Source organism: Pseudomonas canadensis, assembly GCF_030980095.1.
GTDB lineage: Bacteria > Pseudomonadota > Gammaproteobacteria > Pseudomonadales > Pseudomonadaceae > Aquipseudomonas > Aquipseudomonas canadensis.
Map to the genome: position 1 here is coordinate 3426531 of NZ_CP133298.1, position 22978 is coordinate 3449508.

The 22978-nt window shown below is 61.0% G+C and carries 17 protein-coding genes; 4 read left to right on the forward strand and 13 right to left on the reverse strand.

Annotated features, from left to right (window positions below):
* Window positions 1-10 precede the first annotated feature (10 nt).
* Together RB216_RS15590 and RB216_RS15595 are read right to left on the reverse strand one after the other, a co-directional pair.
* A complete protein-coding gene (locus RB216_RS15590; protein ID WP_028616476.1) occupies window positions 11-286 on the reverse strand; it encodes a type II toxin-antitoxin system RelE/ParE family toxin in 276 nt (91 codons plus the stop codon).
* Window positions 286-558, reverse strand: a complete 273-nt coding sequence (locus RB216_RS15595; protein WP_028616477.1) for a CopG family ribbon-helix-helix protein — start codon at window positions 556-558, stop codon at window positions 286-288. Before RB216_RS15595 ends, RB216_RS15590 begins: the two co-directional genes overlap by 1 nt.
* A 410-nt stretch (window positions 559-968) precedes the next feature.
* On the opposite strand from RB216_RS15595, the gene RB216_RS15600 reads away from it, so the two are divergent.
* The 3 genes from RB216_RS15600 to RB216_RS15610 are packed head-to-tail and all read left to right on the forward strand — an operon-like array spanning window position 969 to window position 6435.
* Entirely contained in the window at window positions 969-2210 is a 1242-nt protein-coding gene (locus RB216_RS15600) for an exonuclease SbcCD subunit D C-terminal domain-containing protein (RefSeq protein ID WP_028616478.1), read from the forward strand.
* Window positions 2207-5845, forward strand: coding sequence for an AAA family ATPase (locus RB216_RS15605; protein ID WP_308907516.1), 3639 nt, complete (start codon window positions 2207-2209; stop codon window positions 5843-5845). The genes RB216_RS15600 and RB216_RS15605 overlap by 4 nt, the downstream gene beginning before the upstream one ends.
* Entirely contained in the window at window positions 5842-6435 is a 594-nt protein-coding gene (locus RB216_RS15610; protein ID WP_068935895.1) for a glutathione S-transferase, read from the forward strand. The genes RB216_RS15605 and RB216_RS15610 overlap by 4 nt, the downstream gene beginning before the upstream one ends.
* Before the next feature lie 32 nt (window positions 6436-6467).
* On the opposite strand, the gene RB216_RS15615 is transcribed toward RB216_RS15610, so the two are convergent.
* The 5 genes from RB216_RS15615 to RB216_RS15635 form a co-directional block, all read right to left on the reverse strand.
* Window positions 6468-6647, reverse strand: a complete 180-nt coding sequence (locus RB216_RS15615) for a hypothetical protein (RefSeq protein WP_016980181.1) — start codon at window positions 6645-6647, stop codon at window positions 6468-6470.
* A 156-nt stretch (window positions 6648-6803) separates the two neighbouring features.
* Window positions 6804-7979, reverse strand: coding sequence for a lactonase family protein (locus RB216_RS15620; protein WP_308907517.1), 1176 nt, complete (start codon window positions 7977-7979; stop codon window positions 6804-6806).
* Window positions 7966-8262 (reverse strand): DUF5629 family protein, encoded by a 297-nt coding sequence (locus RB216_RS15625; RefSeq protein ID WP_016980183.1) that lies wholly within the window; start codon window positions 8260-8262, stop codon window positions 7966-7968. Before RB216_RS15625 ends, RB216_RS15620 begins: the two co-directional genes overlap by 14 nt.
* Window positions 8263-8340: 78 nt before the next feature.
* Window positions 8341-10716, reverse strand: a complete 2376-nt coding sequence (locus RB216_RS15630) for an efflux RND transporter permease subunit (RefSeq protein WP_028616482.1) — start codon at window positions 10714-10716, stop codon at window positions 8341-8343.
* Window positions 10717-10731: 15 nt separating this feature from the next.
* Window positions 10732-11760 (reverse strand): WD40/YVTN/BNR-like repeat-containing protein, encoded by a 1029-nt coding sequence (locus RB216_RS15635; RefSeq protein ID WP_205036257.1) that lies wholly within the window; start codon window positions 11758-11760, stop codon window positions 10732-10734.
* Between the two features lie 306 nt (window positions 11761-12066).
* Here RB216_RS15635 and RB216_RS15640 point away from each other — a divergent pair, with 306 nt between their 5' ends.
* A complete protein-coding gene (locus RB216_RS15640; RefSeq protein ID WP_308907518.1) occupies window positions 12067-13182 on the forward strand; it encodes a Gfo/Idh/MocA family protein in 1116 nt (371 codons plus the stop codon).
* A 70-nt stretch (window positions 13183-13252) separates the two neighbouring features.
* On the opposite strand, the gene RB216_RS15645 is transcribed toward RB216_RS15640, so the two are convergent.
* The 6 genes from RB216_RS15645 to RB216_RS15670 form a co-directional block, all read right to left on the reverse strand.
* A complete protein-coding gene (locus RB216_RS15645) occupies window positions 13253-14956 on the reverse strand; it encodes an AMP-binding protein (protein WP_068935889.1) in 1704 nt (567 codons plus the stop codon).
* A 31-nt stretch (window positions 14957-14987) separates the two neighbouring features.
* The gene (locus RB216_RS15650; RefSeq protein ID WP_068935887.1) at window positions 14988-16286 is read right to left on the reverse strand and encodes an acetyl-CoA C-acetyltransferase; all 1299 of its coding nucleotides are present in this window, start codon (window positions 16284-16286) and stop codon (window positions 14988-14990) included.
* Entirely contained in the window at window positions 16283-17173 is an 891-nt protein-coding gene (locus tag RB216_RS15655) for a MaoC/PaaZ C-terminal domain-containing protein (protein ID WP_236319029.1), read from the reverse strand. Before RB216_RS15655 ends, RB216_RS15650 begins: the two co-directional genes overlap by 4 nt.
* A gap of 3 nt (window positions 17174-17176) precedes the next feature.
* On the reverse strand, window positions 17177-18520 hold the full coding sequence (locus RB216_RS15660) for a 3-oxoacyl-ACP reductase (protein WP_122684780.1): 1344 nt from the start codon (window positions 18518-18520) through the stop codon (window positions 17177-17179).
* 90 nt (window positions 18521-18610) lie between these two features.
* Complete coding sequence (locus tag RB216_RS15665) at window positions 18611-21136, reverse strand: acyl-CoA dehydrogenase (RefSeq protein ID WP_308907519.1); 2526 nt, start codon at window positions 21134-21136, stop codon at window positions 18611-18613.
* A gap of 267 nt (window positions 21137-21403) precedes the next feature.
* The gene (locus RB216_RS15670; protein WP_308907520.1) at window positions 21404-22858 is read right to left on the reverse strand and encodes an outer membrane protein transport protein; all 1455 of its coding nucleotides are present in this window, start codon (window positions 22856-22858) and stop codon (window positions 21404-21406) included.
* Between the last annotated feature and the right edge of the window lie 120 nt (window positions 22859-22978).

Sequence of the window (22978 nt, forward strand, 5' to 3'; positions counted from 1 at the left end):
GATCGATAAGCTACCGATCCTCTCGGGTATGCCACAGGCGCAATAGATAGACAGTGGAATCCACTATCTCGTAACGCATTTCGTAATGACCGATCTGAATCCTGCGCACATCCCTGGGCTCGAACTCTTCCAGGCGTTCGCCGATACGAGGGTTAGCGAGCAGCGTCATGGGCGCAGCGGTAAGTTGCTGCACCGTTCGTGCAGCGGCGGGTTGATTGACCAATGCTAGAAACTCATACAGTCGGGCGAGGTCGGAAAGCGCTTTGGCCGTCCACTTCAACTCCATCAGCGCGGCACCGGCAATGGCGCATCGCCGCTGAGGCTATCAGCCCAGGCCTGGACTGCCTGGTGGTCAATCACGCGGCCAGCGTCAACATCGGCCAAGGCCTCGCGGGTCAGACGACTACGCTCTTCTTCCTGTTCAATCCAGGCAGACAGCGCCTGCTTGACGATCCAGTTTCTGGAGCGTTCCAGACGCTCTGCCATCAAATCGACCTTTTGGGCCAGTTGCTCGGGCACGTGCGCGGTGACAGACCTGGTTTTAGAGGGGGTGGCCATGTGGGACGACTCCTGATTGGTAGAGTTCTCTGGTGGCTTTAAGTATGCGCCACGACGCAGCAATCTTAATCAAAGTTAATCATAGTGAGTAACTGTACAACATCAACCGCCCTTGCGCCTGCTTACTCCACTGGCAAAGTGTCGCTCCGTCGCTGCGCAGCCACGACCGCGACCGCAGCGGGCACCATCCAAGGGATGAGCAGTGATCAGCACTTGATCAACAGCGCCAAAACACTCGCCGACCGAGCGCTGGACTGCCTGCATAGCGCATAGCCCCTGTGGGAGCTGGCTTGCCTGCAATAGCGGTGGGTCATCCAGCAGATTTTTCGAATGACACACCACCATCGCAGGCAAGCCAGCTCCCACACAGGTAAACTCCCCTCCTTTTCATCTCTTCAACGGAGTTCGCCTTGCGTCTGTTTCACACCTCCGACTGGCACCTGGGCCAAAACCTCCACGGCCAGGAACGCGACTTCGAACACGCCTGTTTTCTCGAGTGGCTGCTGGGTCAACTGAAAGCCCATCTGCCGGATGTACTGCTCATCGCCGGGGATATCTTCGACACGGTCAACCCACCGCTCAAGGCCCAGGAGCGTCTGTATGACTTCATCATCAGCGCCCACGAACAGAACCCCAAGCTGACGATTGTGATGATCGCCGGCAACCATGACTCCGGCTCGCGTATCGAACTGCCCGCGCCGTTGATGCGCCGCCTGCGCACTCATGCGCTCGGCCGCGTGTTGTGGCTGGATGACGGCCAACTCGACGCCGAACGCCTGCTGATCCCCCTGCCGGACGCCAAAGGCAAGATCGCCGCCTGGTGCCTCGCGTTGCCGTTCCTGCGCCCGGCAGAAGTGACCGGTGCGCACTTGGGTGACGACTACCTGCGCGGTATCGGCCAGGTGCATGAATGGTTGATCGCCGCCGCTAACGCCAAGCGCAAAAAAGGCCAGGCGCTGATTGCTATCAGCCATGCGCACATGGCCGGTGGTTCGGTGTCGGAAGACTCCGAGCGCAGCCTGATCATCGGCAATGCCGAGGCGTTGCCGGCCAGTCTGTTTGATCGAAGTGTCGCTTACGTCGCCCTCGGCCATTTGCACAAACCGCAGAAGGTCAATGGCGAGGAACGCATTCGCTACAGCGGCTCGCCGATTCCGCTGTCGTTTTCCGAAATCGGCTACAAGCACCAGATCCTCGACGTGACTTTCCAGGGCCAATGCCTGGTGAGTGTCGAGCCGCTGCTGATTCCGCGCTCGGTCGACCTGCAGCGCCTGGACGCCGCGCCGCTGGCCGATATCCTCAAGGCCCTGGCCGAGTTGCCCGACGTCGACCTGCTGGCCGAAACCCAGCGCCACCCTTGGCTGGAAGTACGCGTACGCCTCGACGAGCCGCAACCCGACCTGCGCCAGCAGATCGAAAGCGCCCTGCAAGGCAAGGCCGTGCGCCTGGTGCGCATCGCCGCTGAATACGCAGGTAAAGGCAGCCGTGAAGATGAAGGCGACGACCGCCTGATCGAACTCGACCAGCTCACGCCCCAGGAACTGTTCAGCCGCGCCTGGCAGGACAGTTATGGCAGTGAAGTGGATGAACAGACTTTGAAGGACTTCGCCGTGCTGCTCCAGGAAGTGCAACAGGAGGATGAACAGCCATGAAGATCCTCGCTATCCGCTTGAAAAACCTGGCTTCATTGGCTGGCCCGTTTGAAATCGACTTTACCGCCGAGCCCCTGGCCAGTGCCGGATTGTTCGCGATTACCGGGCCGACCGGCGCCGGTAAAAGTACCCTGCTCGATGCCTTGTGCCTGGCGTTGTTTGGCGCCGTGCCGCGCCTGGGCGACACCGGCCAGGCGAAGATGCCGGATGCCGACAGCGACATTTCCATCGGCGACCCGCGCACCCTGCTGCGGCGTGGCACCGGTGGCGGTTACGCCGAAGTGGATTTCGTCGGCGTGAGTGGCCGTCGCTATCGCGCGCGCTGGGAAGCCAATCGCGCACGCGACAAGGCCAGCGGCAAGTTGCAGAACAGCCGCCAGAGCCTGATCGACCTGGACAGCGACCAACTGCTGGCCAGCCAGAAAACCGAATACAAAACCCAGCTGGAACTGGCCCTGGGCCTGAACTTCGAACAGTTCACCCGCGCCGTATTGCTCGCGCAAAGTGAGTTCAGCGCCTTCCTCAAGGCCAACGACAACGAGCGCAGCGAACTGCTGGAAAAGCTCACCGACACGGCCCTGTATACCCAACTCGGCCGGCGCGCATTCGACAAGGCCAAAGAGGCCCGGGATGCGCACAAGCAGTTGCAGGACCAGGCGACCGGTGTGGTGCCGTTGGCGCCCGAGGCACGTGTGGAGCTGGATCAGCAGTTCGATGCTGCACAACAGCAACTCAAGACCCAGCAAGCCCAACTCAAGCAACTTGAACTTCAGCACACCTGGCTCAAGGAGCTGCGCGAATGGCAGGAACGCCAACTCGCCGCCACCGAACAACTGCAGCGTGCACAGGCCGAATGGGATAATCAGCGCCAGCAACGTGAAGACCTGGGCCGCCTGGACCAATTGGCGCCACAACGTCATCAGTTTGCGCGTCAGGCAGAAGTCAGCAACGTGCTTGCTCCGTTGGCCGCGCAGATTCAGTCGCATATCCAACAACAAGCCCAACTGCACACCCGCCAGGAGCAGGCCCAGCAGCAACAAGCCAGCGCACAAACTGCGTTGGCTGAAGCCCTGAAAAACCAAACTGATGCAGTGCCATTGCTGCGACAGGCGTTTGAAGAGCAAAGCACCCTCGCCCACTTGACCAAAGAGCTGGCCAAGCGCACCGAGGAAAAACAGCAGCACGAAAGCGCCTGCACCGAAGGCCAGGCCCAACTCACCGGGCTGCTGGAAAAACAGAGCCATGTCGCTGAACGCCTGCAACGCCTGGCGACCGAGCTTGAGCACAGCGCCGTCCTCGCGCCACTGAGCGATGCCTGGAGCGCCTACCGCGACCGTCTGCAACAGCTGATGCTGATCGGCAATCGCCTGAATAAGGGCCAGGCCGAACTGCCGCAATTGGAACAGCGCGCGACCAGCGCCGCCGAACAGTTCACTCAGCAACGCGAAGCCCTGGACCTGCTGTATCAGGAAGCCGGTGCCGAACCTCATGCCGTGGCCGAGCAGATCCAATTGCTGGCCAGCCTGCTGCAAGACAATCGCAAACAGCAACGCGCCTTCGAAGACCTGACGCGCCTGTGGGACAACCAGCAACAGCTGGACCAACACGCCGCCAGCCTGACGCAAAAGCTCACCGATGCCCAACAGCAACGCGAACAACTGAACCAGATCGGCCTGCAAACCAAGGCCGAGCTGACCGTTGCCGAACAGACACTGAACGTGACCAAACAACTGCTGGAACGCCAGCGCCTGGCCCGCAGCGCCAGCGTCGAGGAGTTGCGCGAGCAGTTGCAGGACGACCAACCCTGCCCGGTGTGCGGCAGCCACGAACACCCGTACCACCAGCCCGAAGCGTTGCTGCAAAGCCTCGGTCGTCATGACGAAAACGAAGAAGCCACCGCGCAGAGAGCCGTGGACAGCCTCAAGGAAAAACTCACCGAGTTGCGCGGCGAAGTGGGCGGTTTGATCGCCCAACAGAAGGAGTACCTGCAACAGCAGGAACACCTGGCGACGCAACAACAAGCACTCCAGCCAAGCCTGGATGCGCACCCGCTGGCCGCGTCGTTGCTCAACCAGGAAGCCGCCAAACGCAGCACCTGGCTTGAGCAGCAATTGGGCCAACTGAGCCAAAGCATCACTCAGGACGAACAACGCCAAAGCGCCCTGCTCAACCTGCAACAAAACGCCGGGCGCTTGCAGCAGCAGTTGCACGCGGCCCAGGAAGCCAGCCAGCAGGCCCGTCAATTGCTGGTCGATCAGCAACGCGAGCTGACCAGCGACCGTGAACGCCTCGACCAGGAACTGAGCGCCTTCGCCAGCCTGTTGCCCGCAGAAATCCTGGATGGTCTGCGCGCCGAGCCGGCTGCTACCTTCATGCAGCTGGACCAGCAAGTCAGTCAGCGCCTGGAACAGCTGGGTCACCAACGCGATGAGCTGGCCGAGCAACAAGAACGCCAACAGGCGATCGAGAAGGCACAGACCCACCAGCAACATCGTCAGCATCAGCTTGATGCGCTGATTCAGCAGGTCACCGAACTGACTGTCCAGCAACAGACGGCACAGGAAAAACTCAGCACGCTGCTCGGTGAACACACCAGTGCCGAACACTGGCAGCAACAGTTGGATCAGGCCGTGACCCAGTCACGCCAAAGCGAAACCGACGCCAACAAACACCTGCAAGAAATCCACAACGCCCTGATTCAACTGGCCGCCGACCTCAAGGCCCAGCAGGAGCGTGAACAGGCGTTGCTGGCCGAACAACAGGCCCTCGTCACGCGTATCAGCGAATGGCGCGCCTTGCATCCGGAACTGGACGACGCTGGCCTCACCCGCTTGCTGGCCTACGATGACGCTCAGGTCAGCCAATTGCGTCAACAGTTGCAGCACAGCGAAAAAGCCGTCGAACAGGCCAAGGTGTTGTTGCAAGAGCGCGAACAGCGCCTCGCCGATCACCAGGCCCTGCACAATGGCAACCTCGCAGCCGAGGAGCTGGACAGCACCTTGGCTACGCTCAATCAACAACTGGCCGAGAGCGAGAAACACTGCGCCGAATTGCGCGCGCGCCAATCCGAAGACCAGCGCCGCCAGGACGCCAACCAGGCCTTTGCCGAGCAGATCGCCAAGGCCTATGACGAGTGGCAACGCTGGGCACGCCTGAACGCGCTTATCGGCTCGGCCACCGGCGATACTTTCCGCAAGATCGCCCAGGCCTACAACCTCGACCTGCTGGTGCACCACGCCAACGTGCAATTGCGCCAACTGGTACGGCGTTATCGCCTCAAACGCGGCGGCAGCATGCTCGGCCTGTTGGTGATGGACACGGAAATGGGCGACGAGCTGCGCTCGGTGCATTCATTGTCCGGCGGCGAAACCTTCCTGGTGTCCCTGGCGCTGGCGCTGGGCCTGGCGTCGATGGCCTCCAGCACATTGAAAATCGAATCGCTGTTTATCGATGAGGGGTTCGGCAGCCTCGACCCGGAATCCCTGCAATTGGCGATGGACGCGCTGGATGGCTTGCAGGCCCAGGGCCGTAAAGTGGCGGTGATCTCCCACGTACAGGAGATGCACGAACGCATTCCGGTGCAAATCCAGGTCAAGCGTCAGGGCAATGGCTTGAGCACGTTGGAGGTCAAGTGAGCGAGGCGCTGCTGTATTCGTTCCGGCGCTGCCCCTATGCGATGCGGGCGCGGCTGGCCCTGCGCTACTCGGGCGTACCGGTGCGCATCGTCGAGGTGAGCCTCAAGGCCAAGCCCGCAGAAATGCTGGCGCTGTCGCCCAAGGGCACGGTGCCAGTGCTGAACGTTGACGGGCAGGTGATTGAAGAAAGCCTGGAAATCATGCAGTGGGCCTTGGCGCAGAACGACCCGGATAACTGGTTGCTGCAAGGCGACCCGGCCATATTCGCGTTGATTGCCGAGAACGACCAAGGCTTCAAGTATCACTTGAATCGATACAAGTACGCCGAGCGCTACCCGGAGCAGCCGATGGAGCATTATCGGGCCGGGGGTGAAGTGTTCCTGCAAAAGCTGGAAGCGTTATTGGCAGATCGGGATTACCTGATGGCCAACCACCTGACCCTGGCGGATGCTGCACTGGCGCCGTTTGTGCGTCAGTATGCCCATGTGGATCGAGTGTGGTTTGCCGGTACTCCGTACAAGCGGTTGCAGGCTTGGCTTGAGCGCTTTATGGACTCAGCGTTGTTCATCGCGGTGATGGCAAAACCCTGAATCCCGCGTCGCCTGCATCGCCCGCAACGCGCTTACTGCTGGGTTTTGTGATCCAGTGCGGCGTAGAAGTTGGCGCTTTGTTGCAGGTATTTCTGGGTGTAGGCGCTGGTGCTGGATTTTTTGCCGGAGACTTCCACGCTGGCCGCGGCTGGCAGGGCAACAGTGGCGGAAACAGCGGAAGCGGCGATGATGGAGAAGAGATTCAGATTCATGTCGGTAACCCTTGTGTTCGTTTGGTTGAGTGGCCGGGGAAGGCCTTGGAACCAAACTTACGCCCGAGGGCTAAGCCTTAGAAATGCTTTGAAACAGTAGCCGCTATTAATGGAATTAATAGAAAGGCTCAGGCCCCGCATGGCGGGGCCTGTGGCTTATTGACGCACCAGGAACTTGAGGTCGCTGGGCGCATCGATCGGCAATTTCTGCACGGTTTTACCCAACAGGCCGGTTTTGGGATCGCGTTCGACCACCACGATTTCATTGCTTTTCTGATTGGCGATCAGCAAAAACTTGCCGCTCGGGTCCAGGCTGAACTCGCGCGGATGGTCACCTTCCACGGAACGGCGTTGCAATTCCTTGAGGTGCGCGGTGGCCGGGTCGATGCTGAACACCAGCAGTTGATTGGCCGTGCCACGGTTGCTCAGGTACAGGAATTTGCCATCGCTGGAGGCGTGCAACGCGGCACCGGCCTTGTCGGCCACCGGTTGCCCGGCGGCGAAGTCCACCAACTGCGTCTGGGTCAGTTGGCCGTCCTTGTAGTCGAACACCGCCACCTGCGCGCTCATCTCGGTGGTCAGCCAGGCATGCTTGCCATCCGCACTGAACAGCAGATGGCGCGGACCGCTGCCAGGCGGCAATCGCACCGAGGCCGGGTTGGCCGGGGTCAACGGCAGCTCATGGTTGGCCTTAGGGTCGTAGTGGTAGGCAAACACCTTGTCCGCACCCAGGTCCTGCACAAACACGTACTTGCCATCCGGCGACGACACCACCGAATGCACGTGGTTGGACGCCTGGCGCTCAGGGTTGACGCGACTGGCCGGGTGCCCGCTCAGTTGCACCGGCGCCGACAGCTTGCCCGTGGCATCCACCGGCAGCGCCGCCAGGCTTCCGCCCGGATCTTCCAGCACCGAATAGTTGGCGACGAACAGGTAGCGTCCATCGGCAGCCACGCTGGAATGGGTCGGCTCATTGCCCAGGCTCTGCACCTGGTTGATCAACGTCAGCTGATGATTCTGCGGATCGATGCTGTAGCTGCTCACCCGCCCGACCGGGTCTTTCTGGCCTGGACCGTTCTCGTTGACCACAAACAGGTGCTTCTGGTCCTTGGAGATCGTCAGCCACGACGGATTGGCCGCCTTGGCCGCCAACAAAGGCTGGCCTTGGAACTTGCCAGTGCGGCTGTCGAATTGCAGGCGATAGATGCCTTCGCTGCTGCCGGCGGTGTAGCTGCCGACCAACAGCTCATAGGTGTCGGCCGGCGCGGCTTGCACCGACATGGCACCAACACTGCCCGCCATCAGCAGGGGCCAGAATTTACGCATCGTCATCCGCTTCATCCTCGTCGTTATTGTTGTCGCCCTTGATCGCGCTCAGGCAGACCAGACGATGTTCACCGTCGTCGTTGCGCAAGAGCCAGCTTTGCAGGCTGTCATCAAAGGTGGCGGCGTTCAGTTGTTCTGGACTGAACTTCCAACGCTTGAGTTCCCGGCCGTCCATGCTTTCGATCAGCAAGTGCTGGTCGAACGTGAAGTCGAAGGCGTGCAGCCCGTTGATGATCAGCATGTCGCTGTCGGTCAGGGCGGTGCTCAGGTTGGGTTGCGAATCGGTCATGATGTGAAGTCACTGCGGGGGAAAAGACACATGATAGGTCAATTCCCCCGCGGTGCCTTGCGGCAATGGTCTAATCGATCAATGCGCGAAGAGTGAATTGCCCTTCTGCCCCGCCAGTTTCTCCGGCTTGATCAGGAACCGCGCCAGCGCCGGCAACAGCCACAGCGCCCCGAACATGTTCCACAGCAGCATGAAGGTGAGCATCAGGCCCATGTCGGCCTGGAACTTGATCGCCGAGAAGATCCAGGTGCACACACCGATTGCCAGGCACAAACCGGTGAACAGCACGGCTTTACCGGTGGACTTGAGCGTCTGGTAATACGCCTCTTGCAGCGGCAAGCCGGCGCGCAGGAAGCTTTCCAGGCGGCTGTAGATGTAGATGCCGTAGTCCACGCCAATCCCCACGCCCAGCGCCACCACCGGCAAGGTTGCCACCTTGACGCCGATACCCATGAACGCCATCAACGCGTTGCCCAGCACCGAGGTCAGCACCAGCGGCAACACGATGCACAGGGTTGCCGCCCAGGAGCGGAAGGTGATCATGCACATGGTCGCCACGCACAGGTACACCAGGATCAGGATGGTCAGTTCTGACTCCTTGATCACCTCGTTGGTGGCCGCCTCGATCCCGGCGTTACCGGCGGCGAGGATGAACTCCAGGCCGTCCTTGTTGTTCTCCTTGGCGAAATCCTGCACGGCATGCACCGCGCGATCGAGGGTTTCGGCCTTGTGGTCGTTGAGGAACACCAGCACCGGCGCCAGGGAGCAGTTGTTGTTGTACAAGCCATCGGCACGGGCGATGGAGTTGTTCAGCACATCCGGGTTACGCGACAGGGTTTCCCATTTCAGATTGCCCTCGTTCATGCCCTTGATCATTTGCTTGGACACGGTCACCAGCGAGATCGCCGACTGCACGCCCTCGGTGTTCTGCATCTTCCACATCAACTGGTCGATGGGCGCCATGGCTTCATAGCGTGAGCAGCCTTCGGCCTTGGTCTTGACCATCACCACCAGCACGTCGGAACTGGTGGAGTAGTTGCTGATGATGAAGTTGTTGTCTTTGTTGTAGCGCGAGTCCGGGCGCAGTTCCGGCGCGCCTTGGTCGAGGTCGCCGATCTTGAGGTTCTGGCTGTACCAGAGACCACCCCCAAAGGCGATCAGGGCCAGGAAGATCGAGACCGGTGCGACTTTCGGGCTGGCGAATTTCGACAGCATGCGCCAGAACGGGTGTTCGCGGTTCGCGTCTTTCTTGCTCTTGGCGATGGCGCGCTTGCTGATGCCGACGTAGGAAATCGCCACCGGCAGTAGGATCAGGTTAGTGAACACGATCACCGCCACGCCGATAGAGGCGCCGATGGCCAGTTCACGGATCACGCCGATGTCGATGATCAGCAGCGTGATGAAGCCCACCGCGTCAGCGAGGATCGCGATCATTCCCGGCAGGAACAGTTGGCGGAAGGTGCGGCGTGCAGCGGTCAGGGCGTTGTCCGCCTCGCTGGATTGCAGGGCGATACCGTTGATCTTCTGCACGCCGTGGGAAATACCAATGGCGAAGATCAGGAACGGCACCAGCATCGAGTAGGGATCCAGCCCGAAACCGGCGGCATGCATCAGGCCCAGTTGCCAGACCACCGCCACCAGAGTGGTGCTCAACACCGCAATGGTGCTGCGCAGACAGTTGGTGAACCACAGCAGCAGGACCAGGGTAATACCGAACGCCACGCCGAAGAACAGCACCACCATGATCAGGCCATCGATCAGGTCACCGACTTTCTTGGCGAAGCCGACGATGTGGATCTGGACGTTGGGGTTCTGCTCCTGGAATTTGGTGCGGATCTTGTCTTCGAGTTCATGGGAGAACTTGCGGTAGTCGAGGGCCAGCAACTTGCCCTGATCCTGCGGGTCCGGGTAGGACTCCAGCAGCGGGATGTCGACGATGCTCGATTTGAAATCGTTGGCCACCAGGCGCCCGACCTGGCCGGACTTGAGCACGTTGTTGCGCAACTGATCGAGGCTTTCCGGCGAGCCGTTGTAGCTCTGCGGGATCACTTCACCGCCGGCAAAGCCTTCTTCGGTCACTTCGGTCCAGCGTACGCTGGGACTCCACAGCGACTTGAGGCCCGAGCGGTCGACGCCGGAGATGTAGAACACTTCGTCGTTGATCTGACGCAGAGTCTCCATGTACTCCTTGGTGAAGATGTCACCGTCCTTGGCCTCCACCGAGATGCGCACCGTGTTGCCCAGGTTCGCCAGGTCATTGCGGTGCTCCATCATCTTCTCGATGAAGGGGTGCTTGAGCGGGATCATCTTTTCAAAGCTGGTGGACGGGCGAATCAAGGTCGCCTGCCAGAACAGGAAAATGCTCACCAGCAGGCAGATCACGATCACTGCCGGGCGGTTGTTGAAGATCAGGCGCTCAAGAAAGGTCGCTTTATCGTTGTGATGACTGCTCATTCTTTCCCCGCCTTCTTATTGTTTTGTAGGTTCGGCGCCATCGGCTTTAGCGACGCGAACGCCCCCCTGCCCGGCCAGAATCAAGTTGCCATTACCCGCCGCCGTGACGGACGACAGGGAAATCCGATCCGGACGGTTGAACACGCTGAAGGTCACGCCGTCGTCATGGCTGACCACTACGCTGCCGCCGTTGCCGACCACGACAATCGAGCCGTCCTCCAGCAAGGTCGCGCCGGACAAACCAAACTCCAGCGCTCCCCGCGCAGCGTTCAGTTCAACGGGCTCCCAGGTGCTGCCGAAATCCGTGGAACGGTACAGGTTGCCGCGCAAGCCATAGGCCAGCAGGGTTTGCGGCTGGGCGGTGCCGATCACGCCAAACAGCGAGCCCTCGTAGGGGCCTTCGAGTTTCTCCCAGGTCTGGCCGTCGTCGCTGGAGCGGAACATGCTGCCCTGCTCGCCGACGATGAACAGCCCGGCGTCCTTGATATGGGCGATGGCGTTTAGGTGGTACTGGTCTTCGTTGTCGAGGCGGTCGCTGACGTCTTGCCAGGTCTTGCCGCCGTCGGTGGTTTCGATCAGCGCACCGTAGGCGCCGACCGCCAGGCCGTGATTGGCATCGTTGAACCACACGTCGAGCAGCGGGGCTTCGCGTTTAAGATCCTGGTACTGCTGGGTCCAGGTGGCGCCGGCGTCGGAACTGGCAAGAATCTGCGCATCGTGGCCCACCGCCCAGCCTTGCTTGTCATCGACGAAAAACACCGCCGTGAGCAACTGTCGGGTGGGGACTTTGGCTTGGGTCCAGGTGCTGCCCTGATCATCGGAATAGAGGATGTGCCCGCGATCACCGACCGCCACCAGGCGTTTGCCCGCGTGGACTACATCGATCATCAGGCCTTTGGCGGCCTTGGGGGATTCAATCGCAAACGAGGTATCGCTGGCGGCCTGGACGGCTGCCGGTAACACGACAGCGCCAAACAGCGAGAGCGCTGCGGCCAGCATCGCAACCCTGCGTGCGGCGCGTGGGCGGCAGACAACCCAACCCATGACAGGCTCACTCATAGACCTTTCTCCCATTTATTATTGTTATCGCTGCCTTCCGGGGCCTTGAAACCTGCAATCTAGAGCGCCTGGAGGAAGCAGGGGCCATCCTATCGGGCTTTCGAATCGTCTGACAATCGGCGCTACGTTATCTTTTGTTAACTGAGCCCCTTTCGTCAGCGCCTGAATATAGCTGCATTCGCGGGGCTGATTGCCGCAGCATCAATGAATTTTTATTCCATCTATTGAAATATGGGAATATTTATTCCATTAATAGCCTTCCTGAAAACAATAATCCAAAGGACCACGGCGATGCGTGAACTCGGAATCGGCTTGATCGGCACAGGCTTTATGGGGCGCGCCCACGCCCTGGCCTTCAATAACGCCCGCGCGGTATTCGAGCTGCCGGTACACCTCAAGCTGGCAGCACTGGCCGACGCCGACACCGAGCGCGCACAACGCTGCGCCAAGGACTGGGGATTTGCCCAGGCCCATAGCGATTGGCAGGCGTTGATCAATGACCCCAACGTCGACGTAGTGGCCATCACCACGCCCAACCATTTGCACTACCCCATGGCCATGGCGGCCATCGCGGCGGGCAAGGCGGTGTACTGCGAAAAACCCCTGGCCGTGAGCCTGGAACAAGCCGATGCCATGCGCCGCGCCGCCAGTACTGCGGGCGTGGTGACGCGGGTGGGCTACAACTACCAGCACAACCCGATGATCACGCTGGCGCGGCAGATGATTGCCAGCGGCGAGTTGGGCGAGATCATCAGCTTCCAGGGCGAGTTCAGCGAAGATTTCATGGCCGACCCGGCCTCACCATGGTCATGGCGCTGCGAAGTCGAGCATGCCGGCGGCGCCCTGGCGGACCTGGGCAGCCACTTGCTGTCGATGGCGCGTTATCTGGTAGGCGACGTGGTGAGTGTGTGTGCCGACACCCAGACCGTCCACGCCCAACGACCTGCCGTCAAAGGCAGTGCGCAGTTGAAACCCATCGCGGTGGATGACCAGGTGCACGCCCTGCTGCGCTTCGCCAATGGCGCGCGTGGAACGGTGAGCAGCAGTTGGCTCAAGCAGGGGTACAAAAACCACCTGAGTTTCGAAATCAGCGGGACCCGTGGCACCTTGGCATTCGATCAGGAGCGCTTGAATGAATTACAGGTGTGTCGCGTCGGCCAGGACGGTTTCCAGCGTTTGCTCGCAGGCCCTGCCCTGCCCGGTTATGCGGCGTTCAGCCCGGCGGCGGGGCATCAGTTGGGCTACAACGAGTTGAAGACGCTGGAAGTTCAGGAGTTGATTCTGGCGTTGGCGGGTCAAGGTGCGGATGGCACTGACTTTGAGGCAGCGTGGGAAGTTGAGCGGTTGGCGACGGCGATTCGCGTGGCGGCCAAAGAAGAACGCTGGGTACACATCGAAGAGGTTTAACAGCCCCGAAACTTGTGGTGAGCGAGCTTGCCTCGCGCGGGGCAAGCCCGCTCACCACAAAAAGCAAAGTCTAGCGCAGTGCTCGGCGCAGGACTTTGCCCACGGTGGTCTTTGGCAGCTCAGTAGTGCGGAACTCCACGTACTTCGGCACCTTGTACCCCGTCAGGTACTCCCGGCAATGCGCAAGAATCTGCTCCTGGGTCAGGTTCGGGTCCTTGCGCACCACGATGATCTTGACCTTCTCCCCGGTCACGCCATCTTCCACGCCAATCGCCGCCACTTCAGCCACACCAGGGTGCAGCGCCACCACGTCCTCGATTTCATTGGGGTACACGTTGAAGCCGGAGACCAGGATCATGTCCTTTTTCCGGTCTACCAGGCGGATAAAGCCGCGCGCGTCCATCACGCCGATATCCCCGGTCGACAACCACCCTTCGGCATCCAGCACCTCGGCAGTGGCCTCCGGACGTTTCCAATAACCTTGCATCACTTGCGGCCCGCGCACTTGCAGTTCGCCCTGCTCGCCAACCTCAGCCAACTCACCGTTTTCGCGGATAAACCGCACCCAGGTCGAGGGCAATGGCACGCCGATGCTGCCGGTGAATTCCATCTCGCGCATGCGCGCAATGTTGATCGGGCTGATGCTCACCACCGGCGAACATTCGGTGAGGCCGTAGCCTTCGATGATCGGCAGCCCGGTGACTTCCTTCCAGCGCTTGGCCACCGCCGTGTGCGTGGCCATGCCGCCCGCGATCACCATGCGCAGGTCGGAAAAGTCACGTGCGCAGAATTCCTTGTTCTCGAGCAGGCCGTTAAACAAGGTGTTGACCCCGGCAATCCCGTTGAAGCGCTCCTTGCGCAGGATCATCTGCACGCGCTTCACGTCCCGTGGGTTGGCGATCAGGATGTTGCGCCCGCCCAGGCACATGAACATCAGGCAATTCACCGTCAGGGAAAAGATGTGGTACAGCGGCAACAAGGTGACGTTGGTTTCCTGCTTGTCCTGGTCCAGTTGGTCGCCAACCCAGGCCTTGGCTTGCAGCAGGTTGGCGATGATATTGCGGTGACTGAGCATCACGCCCTTCGCGTCGCCGGTGGTACCGCCGGTGTATTGCAGGAAGGCCAAGTCGTCGAGGTGCATCTCCACCGGGAAATGAGTGAGCGCCCGCCCCTGTTTCAGCACCTGGTTGAAGCGTAGCGCGCCGCGCAGGTTGAACGCCGGCACCTGCTTTTGCACGCGGCGCAGGATGAAGTTCATCGCTGCCCCTTTGAACGTGCCGAGCAAATCGCCGATGGCCGCGATCACCACACGCTTGACGCTGCTGCCGGTGATGACTTTTTCCAGGGTGTGGGCGAAGTTCTCGAAGATCACCACGGTTTCCGCGCCGCTGTCCTTGAGCAGGTGCTTGAGTTCATGGGAGGTGTACAGCGGGTTGACGTTGACCACCACCGCGCCGGTCAGGATCGTGCCCAACAGGCAAATCGGATACTGCAAGCAGTTGGGCATCATCAGCGCCACACGATCGCCTTTCTTGACGCCTTGCCCCTGCAGCCAGGCGGCGAAGGCATAGCCTTGCACCTGCCAGTCGGCGTAGGTCATTTCGGTGCCGATGCTGACGTACGCCACTCGCTCGCGAAATTTCTCCAGGTGCTCCAGGAACACCTCGCGCAGCGACGGGTATTCCTCGATAGCGGCGTCGATATCCGCCGGGACGCCGGGCAGGTAAGCGTTCAACCAGATCCGTTCGGTGTGTTCCAGGCTTACAGCGTTCATGGCAGTCTCCTTGTTGTTGTTTTTGATAGAGCTACTTTTCGACGATGGCGGTAATGCCCAGCCCGCCCGCCGCGCAGATGGAAATCAGGCCGCGCCCGCCGCCGTTCTCATGGATGATCTTGGCCAGCGCCGCCAATTGCCGGCCTCCTGTGGCAGCAAAGGGATGGCCACAGCCCAGTGAACCACCGTTGACGTTCATCTTCGCGCGATCGATGGTGCCCAGAGGCGCTTCCAAGCCTAGGCGCTCGCGGCAATAATCGGGGTCTTCCCAGGCCTTGAGCGTGCACAACACCTGGGCCGCAAAAGCTTCATGGATCTCGAAGAAGTCGAAGTCATCGAAGCTCAGCCCTTCGCGCTTGAGCATGCGCGGCACCGCATAGGCCGGAGCCATCAGCAGGCCCTCGGTGCCGTCGACGAAATTCACCGCCGCCGTTTCGCCGGTACGCAGGTAGGCCAGCACCGGCCAGCCGTTGGCAACCGCCCACTCTTCACTGGCCAGCAGCACCACCGAGGCGCCGTCGGTCAGGGGCGTGGAGTTGCCGGCTGTGAGGGTGCCGTTCTGGCGGTCGTAGGCTGGAGATAGGCCAGCGAGCTTTTCCAGGCTGGCATCGGCGCGCAGGTTGTTGTCCCTGGCCAGGCCGCGATGGGGGCTGATCAAGTCGTCGAAGAAGCCGCGCTTGTAGGCCGCATCCAGGCGCTGATGGCTGGTGAGGGTCAACTCATCCTGGGCCAGGCGCTTGATCTGCCAGCGCTTGGCCATTTCTTCGCAGTGTTCGCCCATGGACAGGCCAGTGCGCGGCTCGCCGTTGCGCGGTAACAGTGGTTTGAAGAACATTGAGGGCCGGACCTTGAGCAACGTCTTCAACTTGTCGCCCATACCCTTGGCACGATTGGCTGCGAGCAACGTGTGACGCAAGGACTCATTGATACCGATGGGCGCGTCAGAGGTGGTGTCGGACCCGCCCGCAATGCCCACCTCGATCTGCCCGAGGGCAATCTTGTTCGCCACCAGCAAGGCGGCTTCCAGCCCGGTGCCGCAGGCTTGTTGCACATCGTAGGCCGGCGTATCCGGCGACAAGGTGGTGGACAGCAACGACTCACGGGCCAGGTTGAAATCCCGCGAGTGCTTGATCACCGCCCCGGCGGCAAACTCACCGAGGCGTTGGCCGTGCAGGTTGTAGCGGTCGACCAGACCTTGCAGCGCGGCGACCAGCAGGTCCTGGTTGCTGTCGTGGGCGTACACCGTGTTGGAGCGAGCAAACGGGATGCGGTTGCCGCCGATGATCGCGACGCGGCGGACCGGGGCCGGGTTGAAGCTGTAGTCACTCATTCCAGGTTCTCTTTCCAGATGAAAAGGCCACGCATATGGGGTTTGTCGCCGGCGAAATTGCGCACTTCGAACTCGCGGCGCGGGCTGGTCACCGGATGACTCCACAGCGCGACCTGGCCGGGCAGGAAGATCGGCAGCTTGAAGTCACAATGGGCCTCGGCCTGGTCCAGGCCACCAGGCGGTTGCTGGGCGGCGAGCGCACGGCCCAGGGTCCACATGCCATGGGCAATAGCACGGCGAAAGCCGAACAGCTTGGCGCCGATCACCGAGGTGTGAATCGGGTTGAAATCCCCTGACACCTTGGCAAAACGCCGGCCCAGGTCGGCGGGCAACACCCAGCGCTGGGTGCGCAGCAAGCCCGCCTCCTGCAAGGGCAACACGTCACCCCACGGTTCGCCAACCGGGTCCTTGACGTCCCGGCGCAGGTACAGGCTGTCGCTTTCCCACACCAGCGTGTCGGCACCGTAGGCACGGGTGGCGATGCTCAGCGCCTGGCCCTTGGGATGGGCGACCCAGCGCTCGCAATACACCTCAATGCGCAACGCCTGGTCTTCGTGCAAGCGCTGGTGCTGACGGATGCGATTGGCCAGGTGCACCATACCGCTGGCCGGGTACGGAAAGCTGGGGCGAGTCAGCAGCATCAAGTGCAAAGGGAACGCCAGCACATGGGGATAGGACAGCGGCACCCCCTGCTCGCGGCGAAAACCACAGGCACGACCATAGGCGGCGATGTCGGCGGCAGACAACGCCACTGCCGAACGCACCAGGCGTTCCGTGGGCAGTACAGGCGCACCGTCAAGCTTGGGCTTGCGCAAGGCGCGCACGCCGTCCAGCAGCAAGCGGGTGCGTGAAGGCGGCGGATCAATGATCTGCGTCACGTAGTCCATGGCTCAGGCTCCCAGCAGGCTTTGGCCGCACACCCGTACGACTTGGCCGTTGACCCCGCCGGACGCCGGATGCGCCAGCCAGGCGATAGTTTCGGCCACGTCGATCGGCTGCCCGCCCTGGGACAGCGAATTCATGCGCCGCCCAGCCTCACGGATCATCAGCGGGATCTTGGCGGTCATCTGGGTTTCGATAAACCCCGGCGCCACCGCATTCACCGTCACTTGCTGTGCCGATGCACGCGGTGCCAGGCCCTGCACCAGGCCGATCACACCGGCCTTTGAGGTGGCGTAATTGCTTTGTCCGAGGTTGCCGGCGATGCCGGAAATCGACGAGACACAGACAATTCGTCCTCCAGGATTCAGGCCTTGGCTATCCAATAACGCATTGCTGAGCTGCAAAGGCGCTTCGAGGTTCACCGCCAGTACGCTGCGCCACGCGGCCTCGGTCATTTTGGCGATGGTTTTGTCACGGGTGATCCCGGCGTTGTGCACCACCACGTCAAAGGCGCCGTAGTGGCTGACATGGGCTTGTAGCAGTGCGGCTGCGTCCGTCGCGGTGATGTCCAGGGGCAGCGCCGAACCGCCGACGCTGTCCGCCGCCTGTTGCAATGCCGCCTGGGCCTGGGGCACATCCACGCACACTACGTGCGCGCCGTCCCGCGCTAATACCTGGGCAATCGCCAGGCCGATGCCACGGGAGGCGCCGGTGACCAGGGCACGACGTCCGGCGAAGGGTTTGTCCCAATTGACCGTGACTGGGCCGTCCACGGTTTTTTCCAGGCGCACCACCTGCCCCGACACATAGGCCGAACGGCGCGACAGGAAGAAACGCAAGCTGCTGTCCAGCGCGTCTTCAGCTCCCGGCGCCACGTAGATCAACTGCACAGTGATCGCCCGACGCAGCTCCTTGGCCAGCGAGCGCACCAAGCCTTCAAGGGCGCGTTGGGCGATGGCCTGGGGTAAATCCTGGCAATGTTCCGGCGCGGTGCCGAGCACCACCACGCGGCCGTGGTGGCCAAGGCGCTTGGCGTTGGCGTGGAAGAACACATACAGCTCGTCCAACTGTTGCAGGTCGGCCACGGCGCTGGCGTCAAATACGGCGCCCTGCACTTTCACCGTAGACGGCGCCTTGAGCGTGGCCGGGGTGGCACTGACGGTGTCCGTTGCCGCGAAGATCCGCTGCACCTCGTCGGCCAGGCGCCCTGCCCCGGCGACGATCACCGGGTTGACCAAGCCCTGCTGGCCGCGGCGGTAGCGTTGCAATGGCAAGGGTTGCGGCAAGCCGATGGCCTGGGCCAGGCGACGGCCCCAGGCGGAATTGACGAAAGAAAGGTAGCTGTCACTCATAGGTAGTTCTACTCACAACGCTGTCTTGGCTGTAAACCCGATCAGTGTGGGAGCGGGCTTGCTCGCTCCCACATTTGGACCGTGTTTCTCCTAATTGACCGAGGCGTTTTCACCTTGGGCGGTTCGGCGCTTTGGCACAGGCTCCAGCGCTTGCTTGCGCTGCTGCAACGCCTCCAGCAAGCCGAAGTCCTGCGGAAAGTCATCTACCTGGATGCCGTGGTCGGCGTATTCCACATAACGGCCGAGCAAGGTGTCCTCGTCATCGCTGATCAAGTCCAGCGCGCGCGCCTTGACACGCCAGGCGGTGAAGGCTGTGGCGGAGATCGGCATGGGTTCGATCACGCCTTGCTTGACCGCGGGCTTGAGCCGGGCATCGATCAGCTCGACCTGCGGCAGCAGGCGGAAACCCAGTTCGCCGTAGGCCAATTTGTCGATTTCCGGACGTGGGATATAGGAATTGGCCAGCAAGCGGTCGCGGGTTTCGCCCGGTGTCTGCACCACCTCGGCCACTTGGGCCAGCAGACGATCCGAGGGTTTGCGCAGTGGGATACCGAACGGGAACGTCAGGCCACGCAACACCGCTGCGGCAGGTTTCGACGGGTAGTTATCGAGCACTTCCGCCAGCGCTTCGTGGGCCCGCAGCAACGCGTCCTGGGCCGCCCAGTGCACCAGCGGCAGATCCGCCTGGGGCCGGCCATCGTCCTCAAAACGCTTGAGCACGCAGGACAGGATGTACAGCTGCGACAGAATATCGCCCAAACGCCCGGTGATACTTTCCTTGCGCTTGAGGGCACCGCCCAGCACGCCCATGGAAATGTCCGAAATCAGCGCAAGCACCACTGACAGACGATTGGCCTGGCGGTAGTAGGACGCCAGCGCCGGGTCGGTCTTGGTCGGGGCAGAAATCAACCGCCCTCCTGTCAGGGAATGCACCGCAGCACGGACGGTATTGGCCAACACAAAGCTCACGTGGCCGAACATGGCGCTGTCGAAGGCTTCCAGCGCTCGACGTTTGTCCGGATTGCGCGCCGCTTCCATTTCACGGAATACATAGGGATGGCAGCGGATCAGGCCCTGACCAAAGATGATCAGGCAGCGCGTCATGATGTTCGCGCCTTCCACCGTAATGGCAATGGGGCTTTGCTGGTAGGCACGGGCCAGGAAGTTGTTGGGGCCCATGCAGATGCCCTTGCCGGCCACGATGTCCATACCATCATTGACGATGATCCGCGCACGCTCGGTGACGTGGTACTTGGCGATCGCCGAGATCACCGACGGTTTCTCACCCGCGTCCAGGGACGCTACCGACACCTTGCGCACCGCATCGCAGGCATACAGATGTCCAGCCATGCGCGCCAAGGGCGCCTGCACACCTTCGAATTTGCCGATGGGCAGGCCGAACTGTTTGCGCATCGCGGCATAGGCGGTGGTGCCACGCACCGCCACCTTGCCCAGGCCGACGTTGGCCGACGGCAGGGAAATAGCCCGGCCGGCTGCCAGGCATTCCATCAACATGCGCCAGCCGTTGCCGACTTGTTCGCGGCCGCCAATCACCCATTCCAGTGGGATGAATACATCCTTGCCGGTGGTAGGACCGTTCTGGAAAACGGCATTGAGTGGCCAATGGCGGCGACCGCTGTTTACCCCCGGATGGGACGTCGGGATCAACGCACAGGTGATCCCCAGCGAGCCGGGCTGGCCAAGTAAGCCATCCGGGTCTTCGGCGCGAAACGCCAGGCCGAGCACCGTGGCAATCGGGCCCAGGGTGATGTAGCGCTTGTCCCAGGTCACCCGGAAACCCAGGACTTCCTGGCCTTCATGCTGGCCTTTGCAGACAATGCCCAGGTCAGGAATCGCCCCGGCATCGGACCCCGCATACGGGCTGGTCAGGGCAAAGCACGGGATGTCTTCACCCCGCGCCAAGCGCGGCAGGTAGTAATTGCGCTGGGCATCGGTGCCGTAATGCAACAGCAGCTCGGCCGGGCCTAGGGAGTTAGGCACCATCACCGAAATGGCGGCCGCCGAGCAACGCGTCGACAGCTTCATCACCACCTGCGAGTGCGCGTAGTGGGAGAAGCCTTTGCCGCCGTATTGCTTGGGAATGATCATGCCGAGGAACCCGGCATCCTTGGTGTACTGCCAGCCTTCGGGCGACATGTCCTGCCAGACCTGGGTGGTTTCCCAGTCGTTGGCGATATCGCACAGGGTTTCGACTTCGTTGTCGAGGAAGGCTTGCTCTTCAGCGCTCAGGCTGGCCGGTGCGGCTTGCAGCAGGCGCTGCCAGTTGGGCTTGCCGCTGAACAGCTCGGCATCCCACCACACGGTGCCGGACTCGATGGCGGCGCGCTCAGTGTCCGACATTGCCGGCATGATCGTACGAAACAAGCCCAAGGCCTTGCTGGTCAGCAAGGTACGGCGCAGGGGTTTGATCGTCATCAGCAACGCGGGAGCGACCACCAGTACCGCCGCGACTGTGGCGCCTAAACCGGCCACCACGTTGAACAGGTAACCCGCCGCCAGCCAGATCAGGCCTGCACCCAACCAATGAAGGGCAGCGGCTTGTCGATACGCCAGGGCAATCGCAGCTGCGAAACCCACCAATAACCAGATAATCATGGGGATACCTCAATTCGATTCAGGGCACGACCATTACGCTGGCCGCTCGATGTGAGCTGCGGCGTAAAGCCACACTACAAACTCGGAACGCTAAATTCAAATTTTGTTTTGAAATTTTTATTTAATGCTTGGGCGAAAAAAGAGTGGCTGAACACGTCAGCCGGGTCTGTCACTACGCTGGAAACTACCCATGAAATGAGGATGAATGCCTGGACGAAGGCACCAAGATGCGCTTGATGCCTCCCTGCCATCACTCTCCGCAACGCATCAGAACGCGTAAGTGGCCGATACGCTGACCACATCACCCGACGACTCCGCCTTGCCATCGAGGCTTGCACCGCCCAGGCGATCAACGTTTTGAGTCTTGAGCTTGACCTCCTGCACGAACTGATGGGAATAGGCCAGGTCGACACTCAGCCCCTTGATTGCTTTCACGTCATAGCCAGCCCCCAACGACAGGAATGTACGGTCGCCATCCGGGATCCGCGGGTCGCGGGTCGAATTGCGTGTCGGCGTCTGATCAAGCGCGACACCCGCTCGCAGGGTCAGCTCGTCGGTCAAGCGATAGTCACCACCGAGGGAGTACATCCAGGTGTCCTTATAGTTATACGGGATAGACACAATCGTGTTGCCACCGGACTTGAGCGTCAGGTCTTTGAATGAGGACCACTGCGTCCAGGTCACGCTGGCTCCCAAGGTGAAACGATCGTTGAACTGGTGTACCCAGTCCAGACCCGCTGTGGCAGGAATATCCAGTTGGACACTGGCGTGCGCGCCGTCCGGCATGAGCTCCAACCCTGGATAAGCGGTGTTCACCAATGTACCGCTGCCGCCAAATGGGCTCGGCTGTGTCATCAGGTTGTAGGAAAACTGATCGGCGTACATGTTGTATTTGCCGGTCATCTTGTTCTTGATCTTAGCGTGGTAATTCAAGCCAAGCGTATCGCGCTCGGTAGGTTTCCAAACGACGCCGGTAAACCAGCCAGCCGAGATATTGTCAACTTTGACACGCATCAGCGCACTGCCGACATCCGACGGGAAATTGATCCCTCCCAGCACCGAATCGGACACTGCCGCGGCAGATAACAAGTCGACGTTCTGACTGACGAATCCCTTACTGTGCTGCACGATCACACCACCACCGATGGAGAATTGATCATTCACTTTGAAAGACAGGGACCCGGTCAAACCTACGGTTTCAATTTTGGTATCCACGGCAAAGTCGCGCAGTTTCGAGTCCTGGTCCCAAGTGGAACGCATACCCTGGGGCACCACCTGGCTCAAGCCGAATGCGAAGCGATCCCCCAGGGGCATGACCATGAAACCGGTCGGCAACCAGGCAGTAAACCCGCCTTGGCCGCCATCGTTGTTGTTGACCGTGGCCACCGCAACATCGGGAAAACCATTGGCATCCAATGGCGTATTGGAAATGGGGTTGCCCGCATAATCAGAGGCATCGCCCTTGTACTTGATCTTGATGCGCGCGTAGTCGACGGTAAATTGCGCAACGTTGTGCTCCACAAACGCCATGGCCGCAGGGTTGTTGTATGCCGAGCTGGGGTCATTCTTGAACAGCGAACCACCGCCAAATGCCCGCCCCCAACCTGGCGCGCCGTAGGTCGGTGTCGAAAAACCACCGGCCTGCACCGGGGCGGTCGCCATTGCCCCGCCAATCAACGCCAGCCCCAACAAAACCTGCACATGTTGTTTCTTATTATTCATGCGGCACTCCTTATTGTTATCTCTCTGAGCCAGCCCTGCCGGTTCGTCTTTCGGCTTGCAATTCATGAACTGGCGCCCAGTCAAGGCGCCAGTTTTTCAACGGGTGATCAACCCTTCGTT